Annotated in this window: 15 protein-coding genes; all 15 read left to right on the plus strand. The window is 62.0% G+C overall.

Annotated elements, in window-relative coordinates; genetic code table 11:
• The first annotated feature begins 8 nt into the window (after window positions 1-8).
• The 15 genes from ftsW (at window position 9) to E5720_RS19795 (ending at window position 16,547) form a co-directional block, all read left to right on the plus strand.
• The gene (ftsW, locus tag E5720_RS19725; protein WP_136172029.1) at window positions 9-1,430 is read left to right on the plus strand and encodes a putative lipid II flippase FtsW; all 1,422 of its coding nucleotides are present in this window, start codon (window positions 9-11) and stop codon (window positions 1,428-1,430) included.
• A complete protein-coding gene (murG, locus tag E5720_RS19730; RefSeq protein ID WP_247596061.1) occupies window positions 1,427-2,596 on the plus strand; it encodes an undecaprenyldiphospho-muramoylpentapeptide beta-N-acetylglucosaminyltransferase in 1,170 nt (389 codons plus the stop codon). The genes ftsW and murG overlap by 4 nt, the downstream gene beginning before the upstream one ends.
• Window positions 2,597-2,613: 17 nt before the next feature.
• Window positions 2,614-4,098 (plus strand): UDP-N-acetylmuramate--L-alanine ligase, encoded by a 1,485-nt coding sequence (gene murC / locus E5720_RS19735; protein WP_136172030.1) that lies wholly within the window; start codon window positions 2,614-2,616, stop codon window positions 4,096-4,098.
• Between the two features lie 122 nt (window positions 4,099-4,220).
• Window positions 4,221-4,967, plus strand: coding sequence for an FtsQ-type POTRA domain-containing protein (locus E5720_RS19740; protein ID WP_247596062.1), 747 nt, complete (start codon window positions 4,221-4,223; stop codon window positions 4,965-4,967).
• A 194-nt stretch (window positions 4,968-5,161) separates the two neighbouring features.
• Window positions 5,162-6,394, plus strand: coding sequence for a cell division protein FtsZ (ftsZ, locus tag E5720_RS19745; protein WP_136172031.1), 1,233 nt, complete (start codon window positions 5,162-5,164; stop codon window positions 6,392-6,394).
• Window positions 6,395-6,413: 19 nt separating this feature from the next.
• Window positions 6,414-7,160 carry a peptidoglycan editing factor PgeF gene (pgeF, locus tag E5720_RS19750; RefSeq protein ID WP_136172840.1) on the plus strand — a complete coding sequence of 249 codons (747 nt, stop codon included), beginning with the start codon at window positions 6,414-6,416 and terminating at the stop codon, window positions 7,158-7,160.
• Between the two features lie 8 nt (window positions 7,161-7,168).
• Complete coding sequence (locus E5720_RS19755; protein ID WP_136172032.1) at window positions 7,169-7,936, plus strand: YggS family pyridoxal phosphate-dependent enzyme; 768 nt, start codon at window positions 7,169-7,171, stop codon at window positions 7,934-7,936.
• Window positions 7,937-8,021: 85 nt separating this feature from the next.
• Window positions 8,022-8,693 (plus strand): cell division protein SepF, encoded by a 672-nt coding sequence (locus tag E5720_RS19760; protein WP_136172033.1) that lies wholly within the window; start codon window positions 8,022-8,024, stop codon window positions 8,691-8,693.
• Between the two features lie 101 nt (window positions 8,694-8,794).
• A complete protein-coding gene (locus E5720_RS19765; protein ID WP_084346610.1) occupies window positions 8,795-9,082 on the plus strand; it encodes a YggT family protein in 288 nt (95 codons plus the stop codon).
• Between the two features lie 160 nt (window positions 9,083-9,242).
• A complete protein-coding gene (locus tag E5720_RS19770) occupies window positions 9,243-10,124 on the plus strand; it encodes a DivIVA domain-containing protein (RefSeq protein ID WP_136172034.1) in 882 nt (293 codons plus the stop codon).
• 84 nt (window positions 10,125-10,208) lie between these two features.
• On the plus strand, window positions 10,209-10,397 hold the full coding sequence (locus E5720_RS22210; protein ID WP_136172035.1) for a hypothetical protein: 189 nt from the start codon (window positions 10,209-10,211) through the stop codon (window positions 10,395-10,397).
• A gap of 321 nt (window positions 10,398-10,718) precedes the next feature.
• Window positions 10,719-13,853 carry an isoleucine--tRNA ligase gene (ileS, locus tag E5720_RS19780; protein WP_136172036.1) on the plus strand — a complete coding sequence of 1,045 codons (3,135 nt, stop codon included), beginning with the start codon at window positions 10,719-10,721 and terminating at the stop codon, window positions 13,851-13,853.
• Window positions 13,850-14,497 (plus strand): peptide deformylase, encoded by a 648-nt coding sequence (locus E5720_RS19785; protein ID WP_136172037.1) that lies wholly within the window; start codon window positions 13,850-13,852, stop codon window positions 14,495-14,497. The genes ileS and E5720_RS19785 overlap by 4 nt, the downstream gene beginning before the upstream one ends.
• A gap of 58 nt (window positions 14,498-14,555) precedes the next feature.
• Window positions 14,556-15,893 (plus strand): DNA polymerase IV, encoded by a 1,338-nt coding sequence (locus tag E5720_RS19790; protein WP_136172038.1) that lies wholly within the window; start codon window positions 14,556-14,558, stop codon window positions 15,891-15,893.
• A 144-nt stretch (window positions 15,894-16,037) separates the two neighbouring features.
• Entirely contained in the window at window positions 16,038-16,547 is a 510-nt protein-coding gene (locus E5720_RS19795; RefSeq protein WP_136172039.1) for a hypothetical protein, read from the plus strand.
• The last annotated feature ends 65 nt before the right edge of the window (window positions 16,548-16,612 follow it).

Raw genomic sequence — 16,612 nt, forward strand, 5'->3', positions numbered from 1 at the left:
GCTTGTGGATGCGCCGCCCGCTTGCGTCGTTCCATCTGATCGTCACCATTGCGGCACTACTCACCATCCTCGGGCTTGTCATGGTGCTGTCCTCTTCGGCCGCCGAAGCCTATGCGACGGACGGCTCCGCCTATTCACTGTTCACACAGCAACTGATCGGCGTCGCCCTCGGTGTCGTGGCGTTCTACATCGCGTTGCGCATGTCGGTTCGGATGCTTCGAAAGCTGTCGTTCCCACTGTTCTGCATCTCGGTGGTCATGCTGATGCTCGTCTTGATTCCGGGTGTGGGGTCCGAGGGCGCAGACGGAGCGCGTCGATGGTTCAACATCGCTGGGATCTCGTTCCAGCCCTCCGAACTCGCCAAAGTCACGCTCGTCTTGTGGGGCGCACATCTTCTGGCCTCGCGGCGTAGCGAGCATGCCAGCTTGAAGTCACTCCTTATCCCGTTGGTACCTGCATCGTTGCTGATGTGCGCGCTGGTAGTGCTGCAGCCGAACTTGAGTACGGCCATCGCCATCGGCATCATCCTCGTTTCGCTTCTATGGTTCGCCGGGCTCAATGCTCGCTTGTTCGCAATTCTGGTCGTCGGCGGAATCGGCGCCGCAACCGTATTGGCATTCACTGCGGGCTATCGCTCGAACCGGATCAAGGGTTGGCTCAACCCGGGGGACGATCCACAGGGTCTGGGATATCAGTCCAAGCAAGCGAGATACTCCCTGGCCGACGGCGGACCCTTCGGCGTCGGACTCGGTCAGAGCCGTGCCAAGTGGAGCTACCTTCCCAACGCGCACAACGACTTCATCTTCGCGATCATCGGCGAGGAACTCGGTTTTATCGGGTGCCTGGCAGTGTTGGGTCTTTTCGCCCTGTTCGTGTACACCGGCCTCCGCATTGCCATGCGATCGGTCGACCCGTTCCTTCGTCTGCTGGCCGCCGGTTCGACGACCTGGATCTTCGCCCAGGCGATGATCAATATCTGCTATGTGGTCGGGTTGCTTCCGGTGACGGGTCTTCAGTTGCCGCTGGTGTCCTACGGTGGATCATCGACCGCGATCACGCTCCTCATGTTCGGTATCATCGCCAACGCCGCGAGACACGAACCCGAAGCGATCGCGGCATTGCACGCCGGCAGGGACAGCAGGCTCGATCGAGTACTTCGGCTTCCGATGCCCGCGTCGTTCTCGCCTCTGCGTGCAGCCGCCGCTCGATCCAAATCGACCAGGCCTGCCCTCGACCAGGAGGCCCGCCGCAGGCTTGCGGCACGTGCAGAGAGCGGTCGTTCGGCCGCGCGTGAACACGCACAGGTGGGCGGCGCACCGAATCGAGCACGTCGAGCTCCAGGTGAGGAACGGTCCGATCCTCGCCGGCGCGTGCCGAGGCAACCCGGCGCGCGACGCAACCACCCCGATGGGCAAGGATATCGACGGTGAATGCACGAACTCGACCGCCGGTCACCAGAGCACTGTCCGTCGTCGTAGCGGGCGGAGGAACTGCAGGACACATCGAGCCTGCTCTCGCTGTCGCCGACGCACTACGCGCTCTCGATCCCGAAATCCGGATTACCGCGCTCGGCACAGAACGAGGTCTCGAGACCACTCTCGTGCCGGCACGTGGGTATCCGCTTGCACTGATTCCTCCCGTTCCGCTGCCGCGCAAACCGACACTCGACTTGCTTCGATTGCCAGGAAAACTGGTTCGATCGGTGCGGAGGACAAAAAAGGTGTTCGCCGAGACGGAAGCGGACGTGCTCGTGGGATTCGGCGGATACGTCGCTCTCCCCGCCTACATCGCTGCGCGGTGCGCTCGTGACAGTCGACGCATACCGATCGTTCTGCACGAAGCCAACGCAAGTGCAGGGATTGCCAACAAGGTCGGCGCCCGTCTGGCTACTCGGGTGCTGGCGGCCGTGCCGGGCTCCGGCGTATCCGCTCGCGGTGCGCAGGATGCGGAGATAGTTGGAATACCCGTACGACCTACGATCACCGGACTGGACAGAGCTTCTCGTCGTGGAGAAGCGCGAGCATATTTCGGGTTACCCGCGGACGGCCCCGTGTTGCTGGTGTTCGGCGGATCGCAAGGTGCACGCTCGCTGAACGACGCAGTGTCCGGCGCTGCTGCCGAACTCGCCGCCGCGGGGGTCTCGGTCCTGCATGCGCACGGCCCGAAGAACACCATCGACGTCGAGTCGATCGAAGGCACAAAGGCTGCGTACATTGCTGTTTCGTACCTCACCCGCATGGATCTGGCCTATGCGGCCGCAGATCTGGCGATGTGCCGCTCCGGTGCCATGACCGTCGCCGAGGTGTCGGCGACGGGGCTGCCCGGTGTGTATGTACCGTTGCCGCACGGCAACGGTGAGCAAGAATTGAATGCTCGGCCCGTCGTCGATGCGGGGGGCGGGATATTGGTGCAGGACGCGCAGATCGACGCGGCGTACGTCGGTAGCACGATCGTCGAATTGATCACCGATACCGAGCGCATCGCTGCTATGTCCATCGCAGCGGGGAGTGCAGGTCACCGCGACGCTGCAGCTACGGTTGCGGAGATCGTGGTAGACGTCGCCTCGGCTCGACCAAACGAAGCGTCACTGTCGTGACTGGTGAAAGGATGGACATGTCCGAGCTTCCAGCCGAGCTCGCGAGAGTGCACATGGTCGGCATCGGCGGTGCCGGTATGTCGGGCATTGCACGTATTCTGCTGGCTCGTGGTGGCCAGGTTTCCGGATCGGATGCCAAGGAGAGCCGCGGAGTTCTTGCGCTTCGGGCACGTGGTGCCCAAGTCCGAGTCGGGCACGACAGTTCCGCTTTGGACATGCTGCCGGGTGGACCCACCGTCGTCGTCACGACGCTCGCCGCGATTCCGAAAGACAATCCCGAACTCGTCGCTGCCGAGGAACGCGGTATTCCGATCGTGCTGCGGCCTGCCGTTCTGTCCTCGTTGATGGACGGGTATCGCGCCCTGCTGGTGTCCGGGACCCATGGAAAGACCTCTACGACGTCGATGCTCGTGGTTGCGTTGCAGCACTGCGGATTCGACCCCTCGTTCGCCGTCGGTGGTGAGCTCAACGAGGCCGGTACCAATGCTCACCACGGCAGCGGCGACGTATTCGTAGCGGAGGCCGATGAGAGCGACGGTTCCCTGCTGCAGTACAGCCCGAACGTCGTGATCGTCACCAATATCGAGGCCGATCATCTCGACTACTTCGGCACGACCGAGGCCTACGTGCAGGTATTCGATGATTTCGCGGCCTTGCTCGAGCCAGGCGGGGTGTTGGTCGCCTGCATGGACGACCCGGGGTCCGCCGCCCTCGCTCAGCGAATCCACGCACGTGCACTACCAGGGGTTCGGGTGCTCGGTTACGGATCGGCGAACGTCGATGTGGGCGAGGTAGAGATGGCGGTCCGTCTTCTCAACTGGGAACCTGAGGATGTCGGGGGTGTGGCCCAACTGTTGGTCGCGGGTGAGGAGAAGCCGCGGACGTTGCGCCTGGGGGTTCCTGGACGTCACACAGCGCTCAATGCTCTTGCCGCGTTCAGCGCAGGGTGTCAGGTAGGGGCCGGGGTCGACGAACTACTGGCCGGTCTCGCCGGCTTCGGTGGCGTTCATCGGCGGTTCCAGCTCCGTGGGCGCGAACACGGCGTTCGCGTCTTCGACGACTATGCGCACCACCCGACGGAGGTTCGTGCAGTGCTGACTGCGGCACAGCAACTCGTCGCTGGAGTCGCAGGCCCAGACGAGCGTGGACGGGTGATCGTGGTCTTCCAACCGCACCTGTATTCGCGGACCGAAACTTTCGCTTCGGAGTTCGGCACGGCGTTGAGCCTTGCCGACGAGGTGGTCGTACTCGATGTGTACGGCGCGCGCGAAGAACCGCTCCCCGGGGTCACCGGTGCTCTCGTTGCAACGGCGGTGACCGTTCCGGTCAACTATCAGCCGGATCTATCTTTGGTAGCCAAGCAGGTTGCCGCGCTGACCGCCCCCGGTGACGTGGTCATCACCATGGGCGCCGGCGATGTCACGATGTTGGCCGGACCCATTCTCGATGCGTTGCGGTCGAAGACCGACTTCAGGATCGGGCAAGGTCGGGCATCGGAGTGACCGGTCGGCCCGATCGGGGGAGTCGACGCCGTACCGCCAAGACTGATCGCACGTCCAAGGCAAGACCGAAATCCGCGGCGACACCGAAGAATGGCGAATCCACCGGAAGGTCGACGGCCGGTGTGAATTCGGCAGCCGCATCGCACGAGGCGAAGGATCGCGAGCGCAGGCGTGAGGCTCGAGAAGCGGAACGTTTGCGTGTCTCGCAGTCGCGTCGCAAGCTCGGACTGATCGCGGCGGCGGTGGTGGCTGTGATCGTGGCGGGATTTGCCCTGGTGTACCTCACCCCCGTGTTGTCGGTCCGCAAGATCGAGGTCACCGGAAACGCGACGGTGTCCGAGGAAGAAATTGTCGCCGACCTCGACATCCTGCTGGGGGAGAAGCTCGTACGGGTCGATGTTGGATCAGCTGCGCAGCGTGTCGCGGCTATCCCGGCAGTGGCGTCGGTACGTGTCCAACGGATGTATCCGTCGACCGTGCGGGTGACGGTGACGGAACGAGTGCCTGTGGCGTTCGTGGACGAGCCGGACGGAACTCATTTGCTCGACAAGGACGGCGTCGACTTTGCGGTCGGTACGCCCCTGCCTGGAGTCGTGCGCTTGGTGACGGATACACCCGGTCCAGGGGATGCGGCTACGACAAGCGGACTGGCCGTACTGGATTCGATGCCTGACGCTCTTCGTGGTCAGGTCGGCGAGGTTCGCGCGACGTCGATATCGGAGGTGTCCCTTTCGTTGCTCGACGGGAGGACGCTCGTGTGGGGAAGTAGCGACAATTCGGAGCGCAAATCTGCTGTGGCGCTTACATTGTTGTCTCAGCCCGGACAGGTTCTGGATGTATCGAGCCCAGATCTACCCACCATCAAGTAGCTGTTCGAGCGACCGACAGGTACGGTCTGAAGCAAAATCTTTTCGCGGTGCCCGGCGCGCCTAATGGCAGAAGGTTGCACCGATCAATAGCGTTCACCAAGTCGAGTACTTGACATAACTCTAAGCCTATGGTTCAGGTTGAGACTTTTCCCGTACCTGACAGTCCAGACAACAACCACGGAAGGCGAGAGCCCATGACGCCCCCGCACAACTACCTCGCCGTAATCAAGGTCGTCGGCATCGGCGGCGGCGGCGTTAACGCGGTCAACCGAATGATCGAACAGGGACTCAAGGGAGTCGAGTTCATCGCGGTCAACACCGATGCTCAAGCACTTCTCATGAGCGACGCCGACGTCAAACTCGATGTAGGTCGCGAGCTGACTCGCGGACTCGGTGCCGGAGCGGACCCCGAAGTGGGTCGCCGCGCCGCAGACGATCACAAAGACGAGATCGAAGAGGTCCTCAAGGGGGCCGATATGGTTTTCGTCACCGCAGGTGAAGGCGGTGGCACCGGTACCGGTGGCGCGCCCGTCGTCGCCAATATCGCACGCAAACTCGGTGCTCTGACTGTCGGAGTCGTCACACGACCGTTCTCGTTCGAGGGCAAGCGTCGCGGCGGCCAGGCCGACACCGGAATTCAGCAACTTCGCGAATCCTGCGACACGCTGATAGTGATCCCCAACGATCGACTACTGCAGTTGGGAGATGCGGCCGTCAGTTTGATGGATGCATTCCGAAGTGCGGACGAGGTGCTACTCAACGGCGTTCAGGGAATCACCGATCTCATCACGACTCCAGGGTTGATCAACGTCGACTTCGCAGATGTGAAGGGTGTCATGTCCGGCGCCGGTAGCGCCCTGATGGGAATCGGATCCTCACGCGGTGAGGGTCGGGCCATCAAGGCGGCGGAATCTGCCATCAATTCGCCGTTGCTCGAAGCATCGATGGAAGGCGCCCGAGGCGTACTGCTGTCGATTGCCGGTGGTTCCGACCTGGGTCTGTTCGAGATCAACGAGGCTGCGTCGCTGGTGCAGGAAGCCGCTCACATCGACGCCAACATCATCTTCGGTACGGTCATCGACGATTCACTCGGCGACGAGGTGCGGGTCACCGTGATCGCCGCCGGTTTCGACGGTGGCACCCCGACTCGTCGGCCCGTGGAAGCTACGCCCGGGAATGCGCGCGGACCCGTCGGTTCGGCCCGGTCCGGCGAAGTGTCCTCGTCGAAGCCATCGGATTCGACCAGTTCGGCGGGAGTTTTTCGTGATTCCGCAGGTGCTCCGAGCGGAAGTAGTCTTCCGCCGCTACCGAATTCGGAGTCACGCACCGCGCCGTCGAACAGTGTGCCCGGAACTGGACGACGCGTACCGGTGTCCGAAGAAGAGGGCGAAGACGAGGTCGACGTACCGTCGTTCATGCGTCGCTGATCCGAACATCCAGAGAGCGATTGCACCTACCGAGAGGAATGTCGCGCTGAACGGCAAAGTCCGCAGGGTTACCACCACCAGAGCGGGTGGGGTGTCGGCACCGCCGTTCGACACTTTCAATCTCGGCGATCATGTGGGTGATGCTCCGGAGGCGGTCGCGGCAAACCGCGAACGATTGGGTCGGGAATTGGGCCTGGGCGTCGACCGCTTGGTCTGGATGGAGCAGGTGCACGGTCGTACCGTCACGGTGGTGGACGGGCCGGTCTCCGGGCCCGTACCGGTCACCGACGGCATCGTGACGACCGTTCGCAATCTCGGACTGGTGGTACTGACTGCAGATTGTGTTCCGCTTCTGCTGTCCGACGACGAGGCAGGTGTGATTGCCGCAGTCCATGCAGGGCGGGTGGGTGCCCGAATCGGCATCGTGCCCAAGGTGCTCGAGGCGATGGTTGCGCTCGGAGCGGATCTCGGACGTGTCGGTGCTTTTTTGGGTCCGGCAGCAAGTGGTCGCCAGTACGAAGTGCCTGCGCATATGCGGGCCGACGTCGAGCGGCATTTACCCGGTAGTGCAACCACGACGGTTCGTAAGACACCAGGCCTCGATATCCGAGCCGGCATTCGTAGGCAACTCGAGGCCTCCGGTGTATCGGCGGTGGTGGTGGATACTCGGTGCACCATCGAGGACAGAACCCTGTTCAGTCATCGGCGGGAAGCTCCGACCGGCAGGTTTGCCAGCGTGATCTGGATGGACACCGAGCCTGCTTGACTGGTGCTATGACTATCGCAAGTGAAAGAGCCGTGGAGATAGAGAACGCACTGCGCTCGGTGCGTGATCGGCTGCGTGCGGCGTGTACCTCCGCCGGCCGGGACGAGAAGGACGTGACGCTGCTTCCGGTCACCAAGTTCTTCCCCTCGAGTGACGTGGAAATCCTGTATCGACTGGGTTGCCGTGAGTTCGGTGAGTCGCGGGAGCAGGAAGCAACGGTCAAAGCACACGAGACAGCGGAGCGCTTTGCCGACTCTCCCGCAAAATGGCACATGATCGGGCACTTGCAGAGAAACAAGGCGAAGTCGGTTGCGAAGTGGGCCTATTCGATTCATTCGGTGGACAGTGCGCGATTGGTTCAGGCGCTTCAGAACGCAGTGCAGCGTGCGCTGGGCGAGGGTGAGCGGACAAGCCCTCTGCGGGTGCTGATTCAAGTGAGTCTCGACGGAGATGTTCACCGGGCCGGCATCGAACGCGAACAGCTGGACGAACTGGTCGACCTCGTCGCATCGGCAGAGGATCTCTCGCTTGCGGGTTTGATGGCGGTCCCGCCGATCGAAGCCGACCCCGATCGTTCGTTCGCTGATCTTGCCGAACTGCACCGGCGTGTTCTCGTCGATCATCCCGAGGCCGTCGAACTGTCTGCGGGCATGACCGTCGACCTGGAAGCGGCTGTGCGACACGGATCGACGTGCGTGCGTGTCGGTACCGCAATACTCGGTTCGCGGCCGATAACCTCGCCTGTAGAGACCACGGATCACATCAGTCACAACTGACCCAATGTGAACCTGGAGACGACACGCTGAACACCCGCCCGGGAGTGAAGCCCGAATGGCCAGTTTTGAAGGAAGGCAAGGATCGATGAGCACCCTGCACAAGTTCAAGGCGTACTTCGGCATGGTTCCACTCGCGGACTATGAAGACGACTACCTCGACGAACCTGATACTCATCGGGTTTCGCGGGGGCGCGACCCGTACGCCGAACTCGACGAGCGAGGCGACCGCGAATTCGGCGGCCCCAGCTTCACGTCTCGAAGGTCAGCGCATGCCAATCTGGACGACGCCGAGGATTACGACGATTTCGAGGCGCCTCGGTCGGCTCCCACTCTGGCACCGATCGGGGGCAGGAGTTCGCGCGGTACCTCCGGCGGTGGTGCTCGGCCGACGGCGACGCGCGGAAACCTCGCCGTCGATACCAGGATGGATGTCCGGGCGGAAACTCGTCGAAACCCGATCGTCGACGACGGAGGCCCCTTGTCCAAGATCACCACGTTGCGGCCACGCGACTACAGTGAGGCGCGCACCATCGGTGAGCGCTTCCGTGACGGCACCCCCGTCATCATGGATCTCGTGGAGATGAGCAATGCCGACGCGAAGCGGTTGGTGGACTTCGCCGCGGGACTGGCCTTCGCACTGCGTGGCTCCTTCGACAAGGTCGCGACGAAGGTGTTTCTCCTATCGCCCGCTGATGTCGACGTATCGCCTCAGGAGCGTCGTCGGATCGCCGAAACCGGCTTCTACAGTCAGCAATGATTCGGACTGGTTGTGCGACAAGTCCGCGGCTCGATCGGGCGTCGGGGGTCTCTGACCTGGTCGCTTTGATCGAGCCGCTTTTTTCGGGCACAGTATGAGACGTGGCCTTGTTTGCGGTTCTCTATTTCGTACTTTTCATGTTCTGGCTGCTTCTCATCGGCCGCATCATCGTCGAATTCATCAGAACGTTCGCCCGCGACTGGCGTCCCACTGGAATTGTGGTGATATTGCTCGAAGCGATTTTCACGGTGACCGACCCGCCGGTCAAGCTGCTTCGCAGACTGATACCGCCGGTGAATCTCGGCGGAGTTCGACTCGACTTGTCGATCATGGTGTTGCTCTTCGGGGTGTTCATCCTGATGACTGTCGTGAGAGGGCTGGGGTCGTAGGGTTCGATACTTTGGTACAAGACTTCGGGGACGCGAGCGACCAGCGCGACCGATGTGACAGAATGGACGCCAGTTACAGTTTGATTGTTCCGGACCTTATGGACTGGGATATAACTGAATGCTTGCTCTACCGCCTCAAGACGCGTGAAGGGATCCTTCCATGCCGCTGACTCCAGCTGATGTGCACAATGTCGCGTTCAGTAAGCCGCCGATCGGAAAGCGCGGCTACAACGAAGACGAGGTAGATGCATTCCTCGATCTCGTCGAGCAAGAGCTGTCGCGACTGATCGAAGAAAATGCTGATCTGCGCCAGCGAGTGGGCGAGCTCGATCAGGAGCTGTCCGACTCCAAGAGTTCGGCGAGACAGTCCGGCTCCGGCCAGTCCGGCTCCGGTCAATCTGCACCCGTTCAACAGAAGGTGCCAGAGCCGCAGCGACCTCCGGAGCCGCAACGCCCGGTCGAGCCTCCCAAGCCTGCACCTGTGGTTGCCCCAGCGCCGGCCCCCGTGGCCGCAGCGCAAAGCGCCGATTCCAACATGCAGGCGGCCAAGATCCTGGGCCTCGCTCAGGAAATGGCAGATCGTCTGACGAGCGATGCGAAAAGCGAGTCGGAGCAGTTGCTCGGAAACGCGCGGACCAACGCCGAGCGTCTCGTCACCGATGCGCGTACGCGTTCGGAGGCAATGGTCACGGACGCTCGTCAGAAGTCCGAGTCGCTTCTGTCGGATGCACAGACACGGTCGGAGACGCAGCTCAGGCAGGCGAAGGAGAAGGCCGACGCACTTCAGGCCGATGCCGAGCGCAAGCACACCGAGATCATGGCGACGATCAACGAGCAGCGATCTGTTCTGGAAGGTCGCATCGAGCAGCTCAAGACGTTCGAGCGCGAGTACCGGGTCCGTCTCAAGTCGTACCTGGAATCGCAGCTCGAAGAGCTCGAGAATCGCTCCTCGGCCCTGCCTGTGGACAATGGCAAGGACGGCTTCAACCAAGAGGGACAGTCCTCCGGGTACAGCCAGTCGTACGCCAAGGGCAACAACTAGAGGTTGTTGGCTTCACTCACGGCGCGCGATGGCTCGCTCCGGACCTGACGATCGCTTGCCGGCGCATCCGGAACGAGGTGTGTTGTGCTTGTACTGACGCTGTGTGCGGCGGCGGTGGGGTTTGCTTTGCTGGTCATCGCTCTGATGACCGGCTCGGTGATTTGGGCCTGGGGCTGTATCGCAGTTTGTGTAGTGGGTGCGGTTCTATTGCTGGTGGGCGCGTTGGCCGGTAGGAAATCTCCTCCCGATCATCTCTCCCCGCCCAAGCATTAGTTCCTGAGTACCATCCCGGGTTTGGACTGCGGTGGGTCAGTGGTCAGACCGGTTTCAGAGCAGTTCGATCGAAAGAAGTCAGGCGTTGATCCGGCAATCACCGGGGAGTCTTCGGAAGAACAGTGAGCCTTTTAGGGGCTTGCCCAGTAGAACCGAACGGGTGGGCCCGTTACAGCCCGCGTGAGTGGCATCGGATCGTCCTGTGCGGGCGAATTTGATGCAAACGGGGTGGTACCGCGGTACCGACGTAAAGACACGTCGGACATCGTCCCCGTGCCGACTACGTTCCGCTCCAACGAGCGGATGGCACGAGGAGTCATCATGACCGACGATCAGACATCGATACGCGATTCCTACCCGCTTGTCGACATCTACGGCACGAAAGCCGGCAGCGTATCGTTCCCCGAGCTCGAGGCGAAGGTCCTCGATGCATGGGCCGCGGATGGAACTTTCCGTGCCAGCGTGGAAAACCGTGAAGGCGCCGAAGAATTCGTCTTCTACGACGGCCCCCCGTTCGCCAACGGACTGCCGCACTATGGCCATCTTCTGACCGGATATGTCAAGGATCTTGTGCCGCGCTTCCAGACGATGCGTGGCATGAAGGTCGAGCGGCGATTCGGCTGGGACTGTCATGGGTTGCCGGCCGAACTCGAAGCCGAGAAGCAACTCGGGATCAAGGACAAGTCCGAGATCGACGAGATGGGTCTGGCGAAGTTCAACGCGTACTGCAAGCAGTCGGTCCTGAAGTACACCGACGAATGGCGCGACTACGTGACCCGTCAGGCCCGCTGGGTCGACTTCGACAACGACTACAAGACCCTCGACCTGGACTTCATGGAGTCGGTCATGTGGGCATTCAAGACGCTCCACGACAAGGGGCTCATCTACCAGGGCTTCCGCGTTCTTCCGTACTCCTGGTACGAGCAGACGCCGTTGTCGAACCAGGAGACGCGTCTCGACGACGCATACAAGATGCGTCAGGATCCGGCCGTCACCGTGCGAATGGCGCTCTCCGCGCCGGGTTCGCCTCTCGATGGCGCCGATGCTTTGATCTGGACGACGACGCCGTGGACCATCCCGTCGAATCTCGCGATGGCGGTGCGTCCGGACATCGACTACGTACAGGTCGAGGACGGAGCAGGCGGACGCGTCGTACTCGCTCGTGATCGTGTGGCTCATTACGCTCGGGAGCTGGGGGAGAACCCGACGGTGTTGTCCGAGCACACCGGCGCCGATCTCGTCGGGCTGAAGTACACGCCTCCGTTCGACTTCTTCATCGGACATCCCAACTCGCATCGCGTACTGTCCGCCGACTACGTGACTACCGATTCCGGTACCGGAATTGTGCACTTGGCGCCCGCATTCGGTGAAGAGGACATGGACGTGGCGACGGCCAACGGTATCGAGGTGGTGCAACCGCTCGATCCGGGTGGAAAGTTCACCTCGATGGTGCCGCCGTACGAGGGCTTGATGGTGTTCGATGCGAACCCCGTCATCATCAAGGATCTGAAGGCGTCCGGACGGTTGCTGCGACACGAGACGATCGAGCACTCCTACCCACATAGTTGGCGCAGTGGTCAGCCGCTCATCTACATGGCGGTTCCGTCGTGGTTCGTGGCGGTGACCAAGTTCCGCGACCGCATGGTGGAGTTGAACCAGGAGATCGCGTGGGTCCCCGAACATATCAAGGATGGCCAGTTCGGTAAGTGGCTGGCCGGTGCGCGGGACTGGAACATCAGCCGAAACCGCTACTGGGGTAGCCCTATTCCGGTGTGGACCTCGGACGATCCGGCATATCCGAGGCTTGACGTCTATGGCAGTCTCGATGATCTCGAGCGTGATTTCGGGGTGCGCCCGACTGATCTGCATCGTCCCTACATCGACGATCTGACGCGCCCGAATCCCGACGACCCGACCGGTAACTCGACCATGCGTCGTGTTCCGGAGGTATTGGACTGCTGGTTCGAGTCCGGTTCGATGCCGTATGCCCAGGTGCACTTTCCGTTCGAGAACGAGGAGTGGTTCGCCACTCACAACCCCGGTGATTTCATCGTCGAGTACAACGGTCAGACACGCGGATGGTTTTACACGCTGCATGTGTTGGCGACGGCTCTGTTCGATAGGCCTGCCTTCAAAACTGTTGCAGCACATGGGATCGTGCTTGGCGACGACGGCTTGAAGATGAGCAAGTCGAAAGGGAACTATCCGGATGTGAAGGAGGTGTTCGACAGGGACGGTTCCGATGCCATGCGTTGGTTCCTGATGTCTTCGCCCATCCTTCGAGGCGGAAATCTCGTCGTGACCGAGCAGGGCATTCGCGAGGGTGTTCGTCAGGCCCTACTGCCGATCTGGAACGCGTGGAGCTTTTTGCAGTTGTACGCAGACAAGCCGGGCACGTGGCGTACCGATTCGCCGCATGTTCTCGATCGGTACGTGCTTGCGAAGCTGGCTGCGACGCGTGATGCGATCACCGAAGCGCTGGAAGGAAACGACATCGCAGGTGCGTGCGACGAACTCCGCGTGTTCTGTGATGCTTTGACCAATTGGTATGTGCGACGCTCACGTTCGAGGTTTTGGAGTGAGAATGTCGATGCGATCGACACGCTCCACACGGTATTGGAAGTTCTGACGCGGATCGCGGCTCCGCTTCTGCCGTTGATCAGTGAAGTCGTGTGGCGTGGTCTTACCGGCGGGCGCTCGGTGCATCTGATGGACTGGCCTGATGCGGGTGAGCTGCCGTCGGATCCCGAACTCGTCGATTCCATGGATGAGGTTCGAACCATCTGCTCCACCGTGCTCGGTCTACGCAAGGCGCAGAATCTTCGAGTGCGCTTGCCGCTGCCTGAGGTCACCGTCGCTGCAGAGAACGCGGAGCGGTTGCGTCCATACGCCGACATCATCGCGGACGAGGTCAATGTCAAGAAGGTGGATTTGACCGAAGATGTCGCCGTGCACGGCAAGTTCGAACTTGTCGTCAACGCCCGCGCGGCAGGTCCCCGCATCGGTAAGGACGTTCAGAAGGTCATCAAGGCAGTCAAGGCTGGGGAATGGTCCGAGGACGCGAACGGTGTTGTCAGCGCTGCTGGGATCGAGCTGCTGCCCTCCGAATACACGCGCAAATTGGTTGCTGCCGAACCGGATTCGACGGCGGCGTTGCCCGGAAATGCAGGACTCGTCGTGCTCGACTCGAATGTCACAGCCGAACTCGAAGCCGAGGGTTGGGCGAAGGATCGTATCCGCGAGTTCCAGGATGCACGTCGTAACCTCGGGCTGGAGGTGTCGGATCGGATCGATATCGTCGTCGAGGTACCGGCTGATCGACGCGACTGGCTCGACACCCACCGGGAACTCATCAAGGGTGAGGTCCTTGCGCTTACCTTGGTAAATGGGGATCCGGGCCCGGACGCGATCGAGCTTGGCGAGGGTGTGCGCGCGTTGGTGAGCCGGGCGCGATGACGGTCGCCGCATCGCTGGAAGACGTTGTCCGCGAGGTTCTCTCCTCGGCTCGCGGCGGCGTCGTCCCGATCATGGTCGTCGGCGAACCGGTGCTTCGGGCCCCGGCTGCGCCGTTGGTCGATCAACTCGAGGTCCGGACACTCGAGCGACTTGTCGAGGTCATGCGGGCGACGATGCACGATGCGCCGGGGGTGGGACTCGCTGCTCCGCAGATCGGTATTCCGCTGCGGATAGCGGTGATCGAGGACATGTACGAGGTGGACCCGGAGATGGCGGAGGCGCGCGAGCGCACCCCGCTGCCGTTTCGGGTTCTCGTCAATCCCACCTACACCGCTATCGCGGATGCTCGACGCTCGTTCTTCGAGGGGTGTCTGTCGGTCCCCGGGTATCAGGCAGTCGTTTCGCGTCCTGCGGCCGTTCGACTCGAATGTGTCGATTCGAACGGCAAGGAGATCGACGAGATTTTTCGCGGGTGGCCGGCACGAATCGTGGCGCATGAAACCGATCACCTCGACGGCACGCTGTATATCGACAAGGCCGTCACCAGATCCCTGGCCGCGAACGAGGTCTACGGCGAACTGTGGCGCGATCCGTCACCAGAGCGGGCGGCAGCGTCGTTGGGCTTCGAGCTCAGCCAAGAGTGAGAGACCGGCCGGGGGAGACAACGGTGGAGTGTCGTGATCCGCGCGAGGTTCATCGCTCATGACGGATTCTCGCAGCGCGCGGTGGGTCCTGCATCTCGACATGGATGCGTTCTTTGCATCCGTCGAGCAGCTGACCCGTCCCACGTTGCGGGGTAGGCCAGTACTGGTGGGTGGGGCCGGTGGACGCGGGGTCGTTGCCGGATGCAGCTATGAGGCACGAGTTTTCGGCGCTCGCTCGGCCATGCCCATGCATCAGGCACGACGGCTCGTCGGGGGAGGTGCCGTCGTGTTGCCGCCTCGTGGTTCCTTGTATCAGGCGCTCAGTCGCCGAGTGTTCGACGCTCTGCGTACTCCCATGCCGATCTTGGAACAGTTGTCGATGGACGAAGCGTTCGGGGAGCCATCCGAGCTTGCGGGTGCGACGTCGGCGGAGGTACTCGACTTCTGTGAGTCACTGAGGACTCTGGTGCGCGAGGAAACCGGCTTGGTGGCGTCGATCGGCGCGGGTACCGGAAAGCAGATTGCGAAAATTGCATCCGGGCTCGCCAAGCCGGATGGGGTCAAGGTCGTCACTCCGCACGAGCAGACGGAGTTGATGGCGGCGTTGCCCGTGCGCAAGCTGTGGGGGATAGGTCCGGTGGCCGGCGAGAAGCTTCGCAGGCTCGGGATCGACACGATCGGCACCTTCGTCTCCACTTCGGAATCGGAGGTTGCCTCGATTCTCGGGGCGACGATCGGACCGAGCCTGCACAGGCTTGCGCGGGGAATCGACGATCGCGCGGTGGCCGAGCGAGCCGAAGCGAAGCAGGTCAGCGCCGAAACTACGTTCGCGCATGATCTGGTGACGCTGGCACAACTGCGCGCCGCGGTGGAATCGAGTGGCGGGGCCGCCCACCGCAGGTTGTGCAAGGACGGCCGAGGCGCTCGAACTGTGGTTCTGAAATTACGTAAAGCAGACATGAGTATCCTCACGCGCTCGGTGACCCTTCCATACGCAACCGTCGACAAGCAGACCATTGTCGCCGCGGCCCAGCGCCTGGTGCTCGACCCGGTGGAACTTGGCCCTATTCGCTTGGTGGGAGTGGGTTTGGCCGGGTTGTCAACCGTGCAGCAGGGCTCGCTCTTTCCCGAGCTGGACTACCACGCAGACGATGTTCTCGACGAAGCGAGAAACACACCGGACCCAGTGCCTATCGCAACGGAACCGAACCCGAGGTGGCACCCCGGGATGGATGTAAGGCATCCTGAGTACGGACACGGATGGATACAGGGGGCAGGCCATTCCGTGGTGACGGTTCGTTTCGAGACCCGATCTTCTGGACCGGGTAGAGCTCGTACTTTCGCGGAGGGCGAAGAGATGCTCCTCGTAGCGGATGCGCTCGACAGTCTCCAGTGATGCAAGTTCCTACCGGTCGGTACCCGAATCTGGCCGTGCGAGATTTCGGATGGCATAGTGGGGCACCCGAGACGAACTATGACAAGTTGAACCCCTCAGTGATCGACAGTGATCGCTGGCGATCAGAGTGAAAAGGACAAGCACTTGAAGCTTCGTAACACCAGCAAGGCCATGGTTGCAGGCATCGCGATCGCCGCAGCGTTCACGATGACCGCGTGCGGATCGGACGATGGCGGCGACACCGCAACCACCACCACTGCCAAGGCATCTTCCGCCTCGGCTGCACCCGACGCGGGCGGGGACTACCCGCCGGTTCCGTCGCCGGAAGAGCTGAACACCGAGCTGCTTCGTGGACTCGACCCAGCCGTGCCGGTGGAAGAGAAGGCTCAGCTCATCCAGGGCGCCGAGGCCGATCCCGACCTCATCAACCAGGTCGCGGCCGCAGCTGTTCAGAACGGGGCAGCGATTCAGATCACCAGCGTCGACGACTTGGGTGACGGCACGCTCAATGCGGGCGCAACGCTGACCATCAACGGTCAGGCCAACCCCGGCAACTTCACCTTCGTCGCCGAAGACGGAAAGTGGAAGCTGTCCAAGGACAACGCGTGTGGCCTCGTACAGCTCGCGCAGCTGACTTCGCCCGCGTGCGCTTGATTTCGTAGCACTCGATCGGATCAATGCCGGTGTCGTCCCACACGGGGCGGCACCGGCATTTGCGT

It is taken from the genome of Rhodococcus sp. PAMC28707, from assembly GCF_004795915.1.
Taxonomy (GTDB): domain Bacteria; phylum Actinomycetota; class Actinomycetes; order Mycobacteriales; family Mycobacteriaceae; genus Rhodococcoides.

What these genes read in the sequence shown, in the direction of transcription:
- ftsW (WP_136172029.1), top strand. Translation starts at nt 9, where the DNA reads ATGCGCCGCCCGCTTGCGTCGTTCCATCTGATCGTCACCATTGCGGCA.
- murC (WP_136172030.1), top strand. Translation starts at nt 2,614, where the DNA reads ATGTCCGAGCTTCCAGCCGAGCTCGCGAGAGTGCACATGGTCGGCATC.
- ftsZ (WP_136172031.1), top strand. Translation starts at nt 5,162, where the DNA reads ATGACGCCCCCGCACAACTACCTCGCCGTAATCAAGGTCGTCGGCATC.
- E5720_RS19755 (WP_136172032.1), top strand. Translation starts at nt 7,169, where the DNA reads ATGACTATCGCAAGTGAAAGAGCCGTGGAGATAGAGAACGCACTGCGC.
- E5720_RS19760 (WP_136172033.1), top strand. Translation starts at nt 8,022, where the DNA reads ATGAGCACCCTGCACAAGTTCAAGGCGTACTTCGGCATGGTTCCACTC.
- E5720_RS19770 (WP_136172034.1), top strand. Translation starts at nt 9,243, where the DNA reads ATGCCGCTGACTCCAGCTGATGTGCACAATGTCGCGTTCAGTAAGCCG.
- ileS (WP_136172036.1), top strand. Translation starts at nt 10,719, where the DNA reads ATGACCGACGATCAGACATCGATACGCGATTCCTACCCGCTTGTCGAC.
- E5720_RS19785 (WP_136172037.1), top strand. Translation starts at nt 13,850, where the DNA reads ATGACGGTCGCCGCATCGCTGGAAGACGTTGTCCGCGAGGTTCTCTCC.
- E5720_RS19790 (WP_136172038.1), top strand. Translation starts at nt 14,556, where the DNA reads ATGACGGATTCTCGCAGCGCGCGGTGGGTCCTGCATCTCGACATGGAT.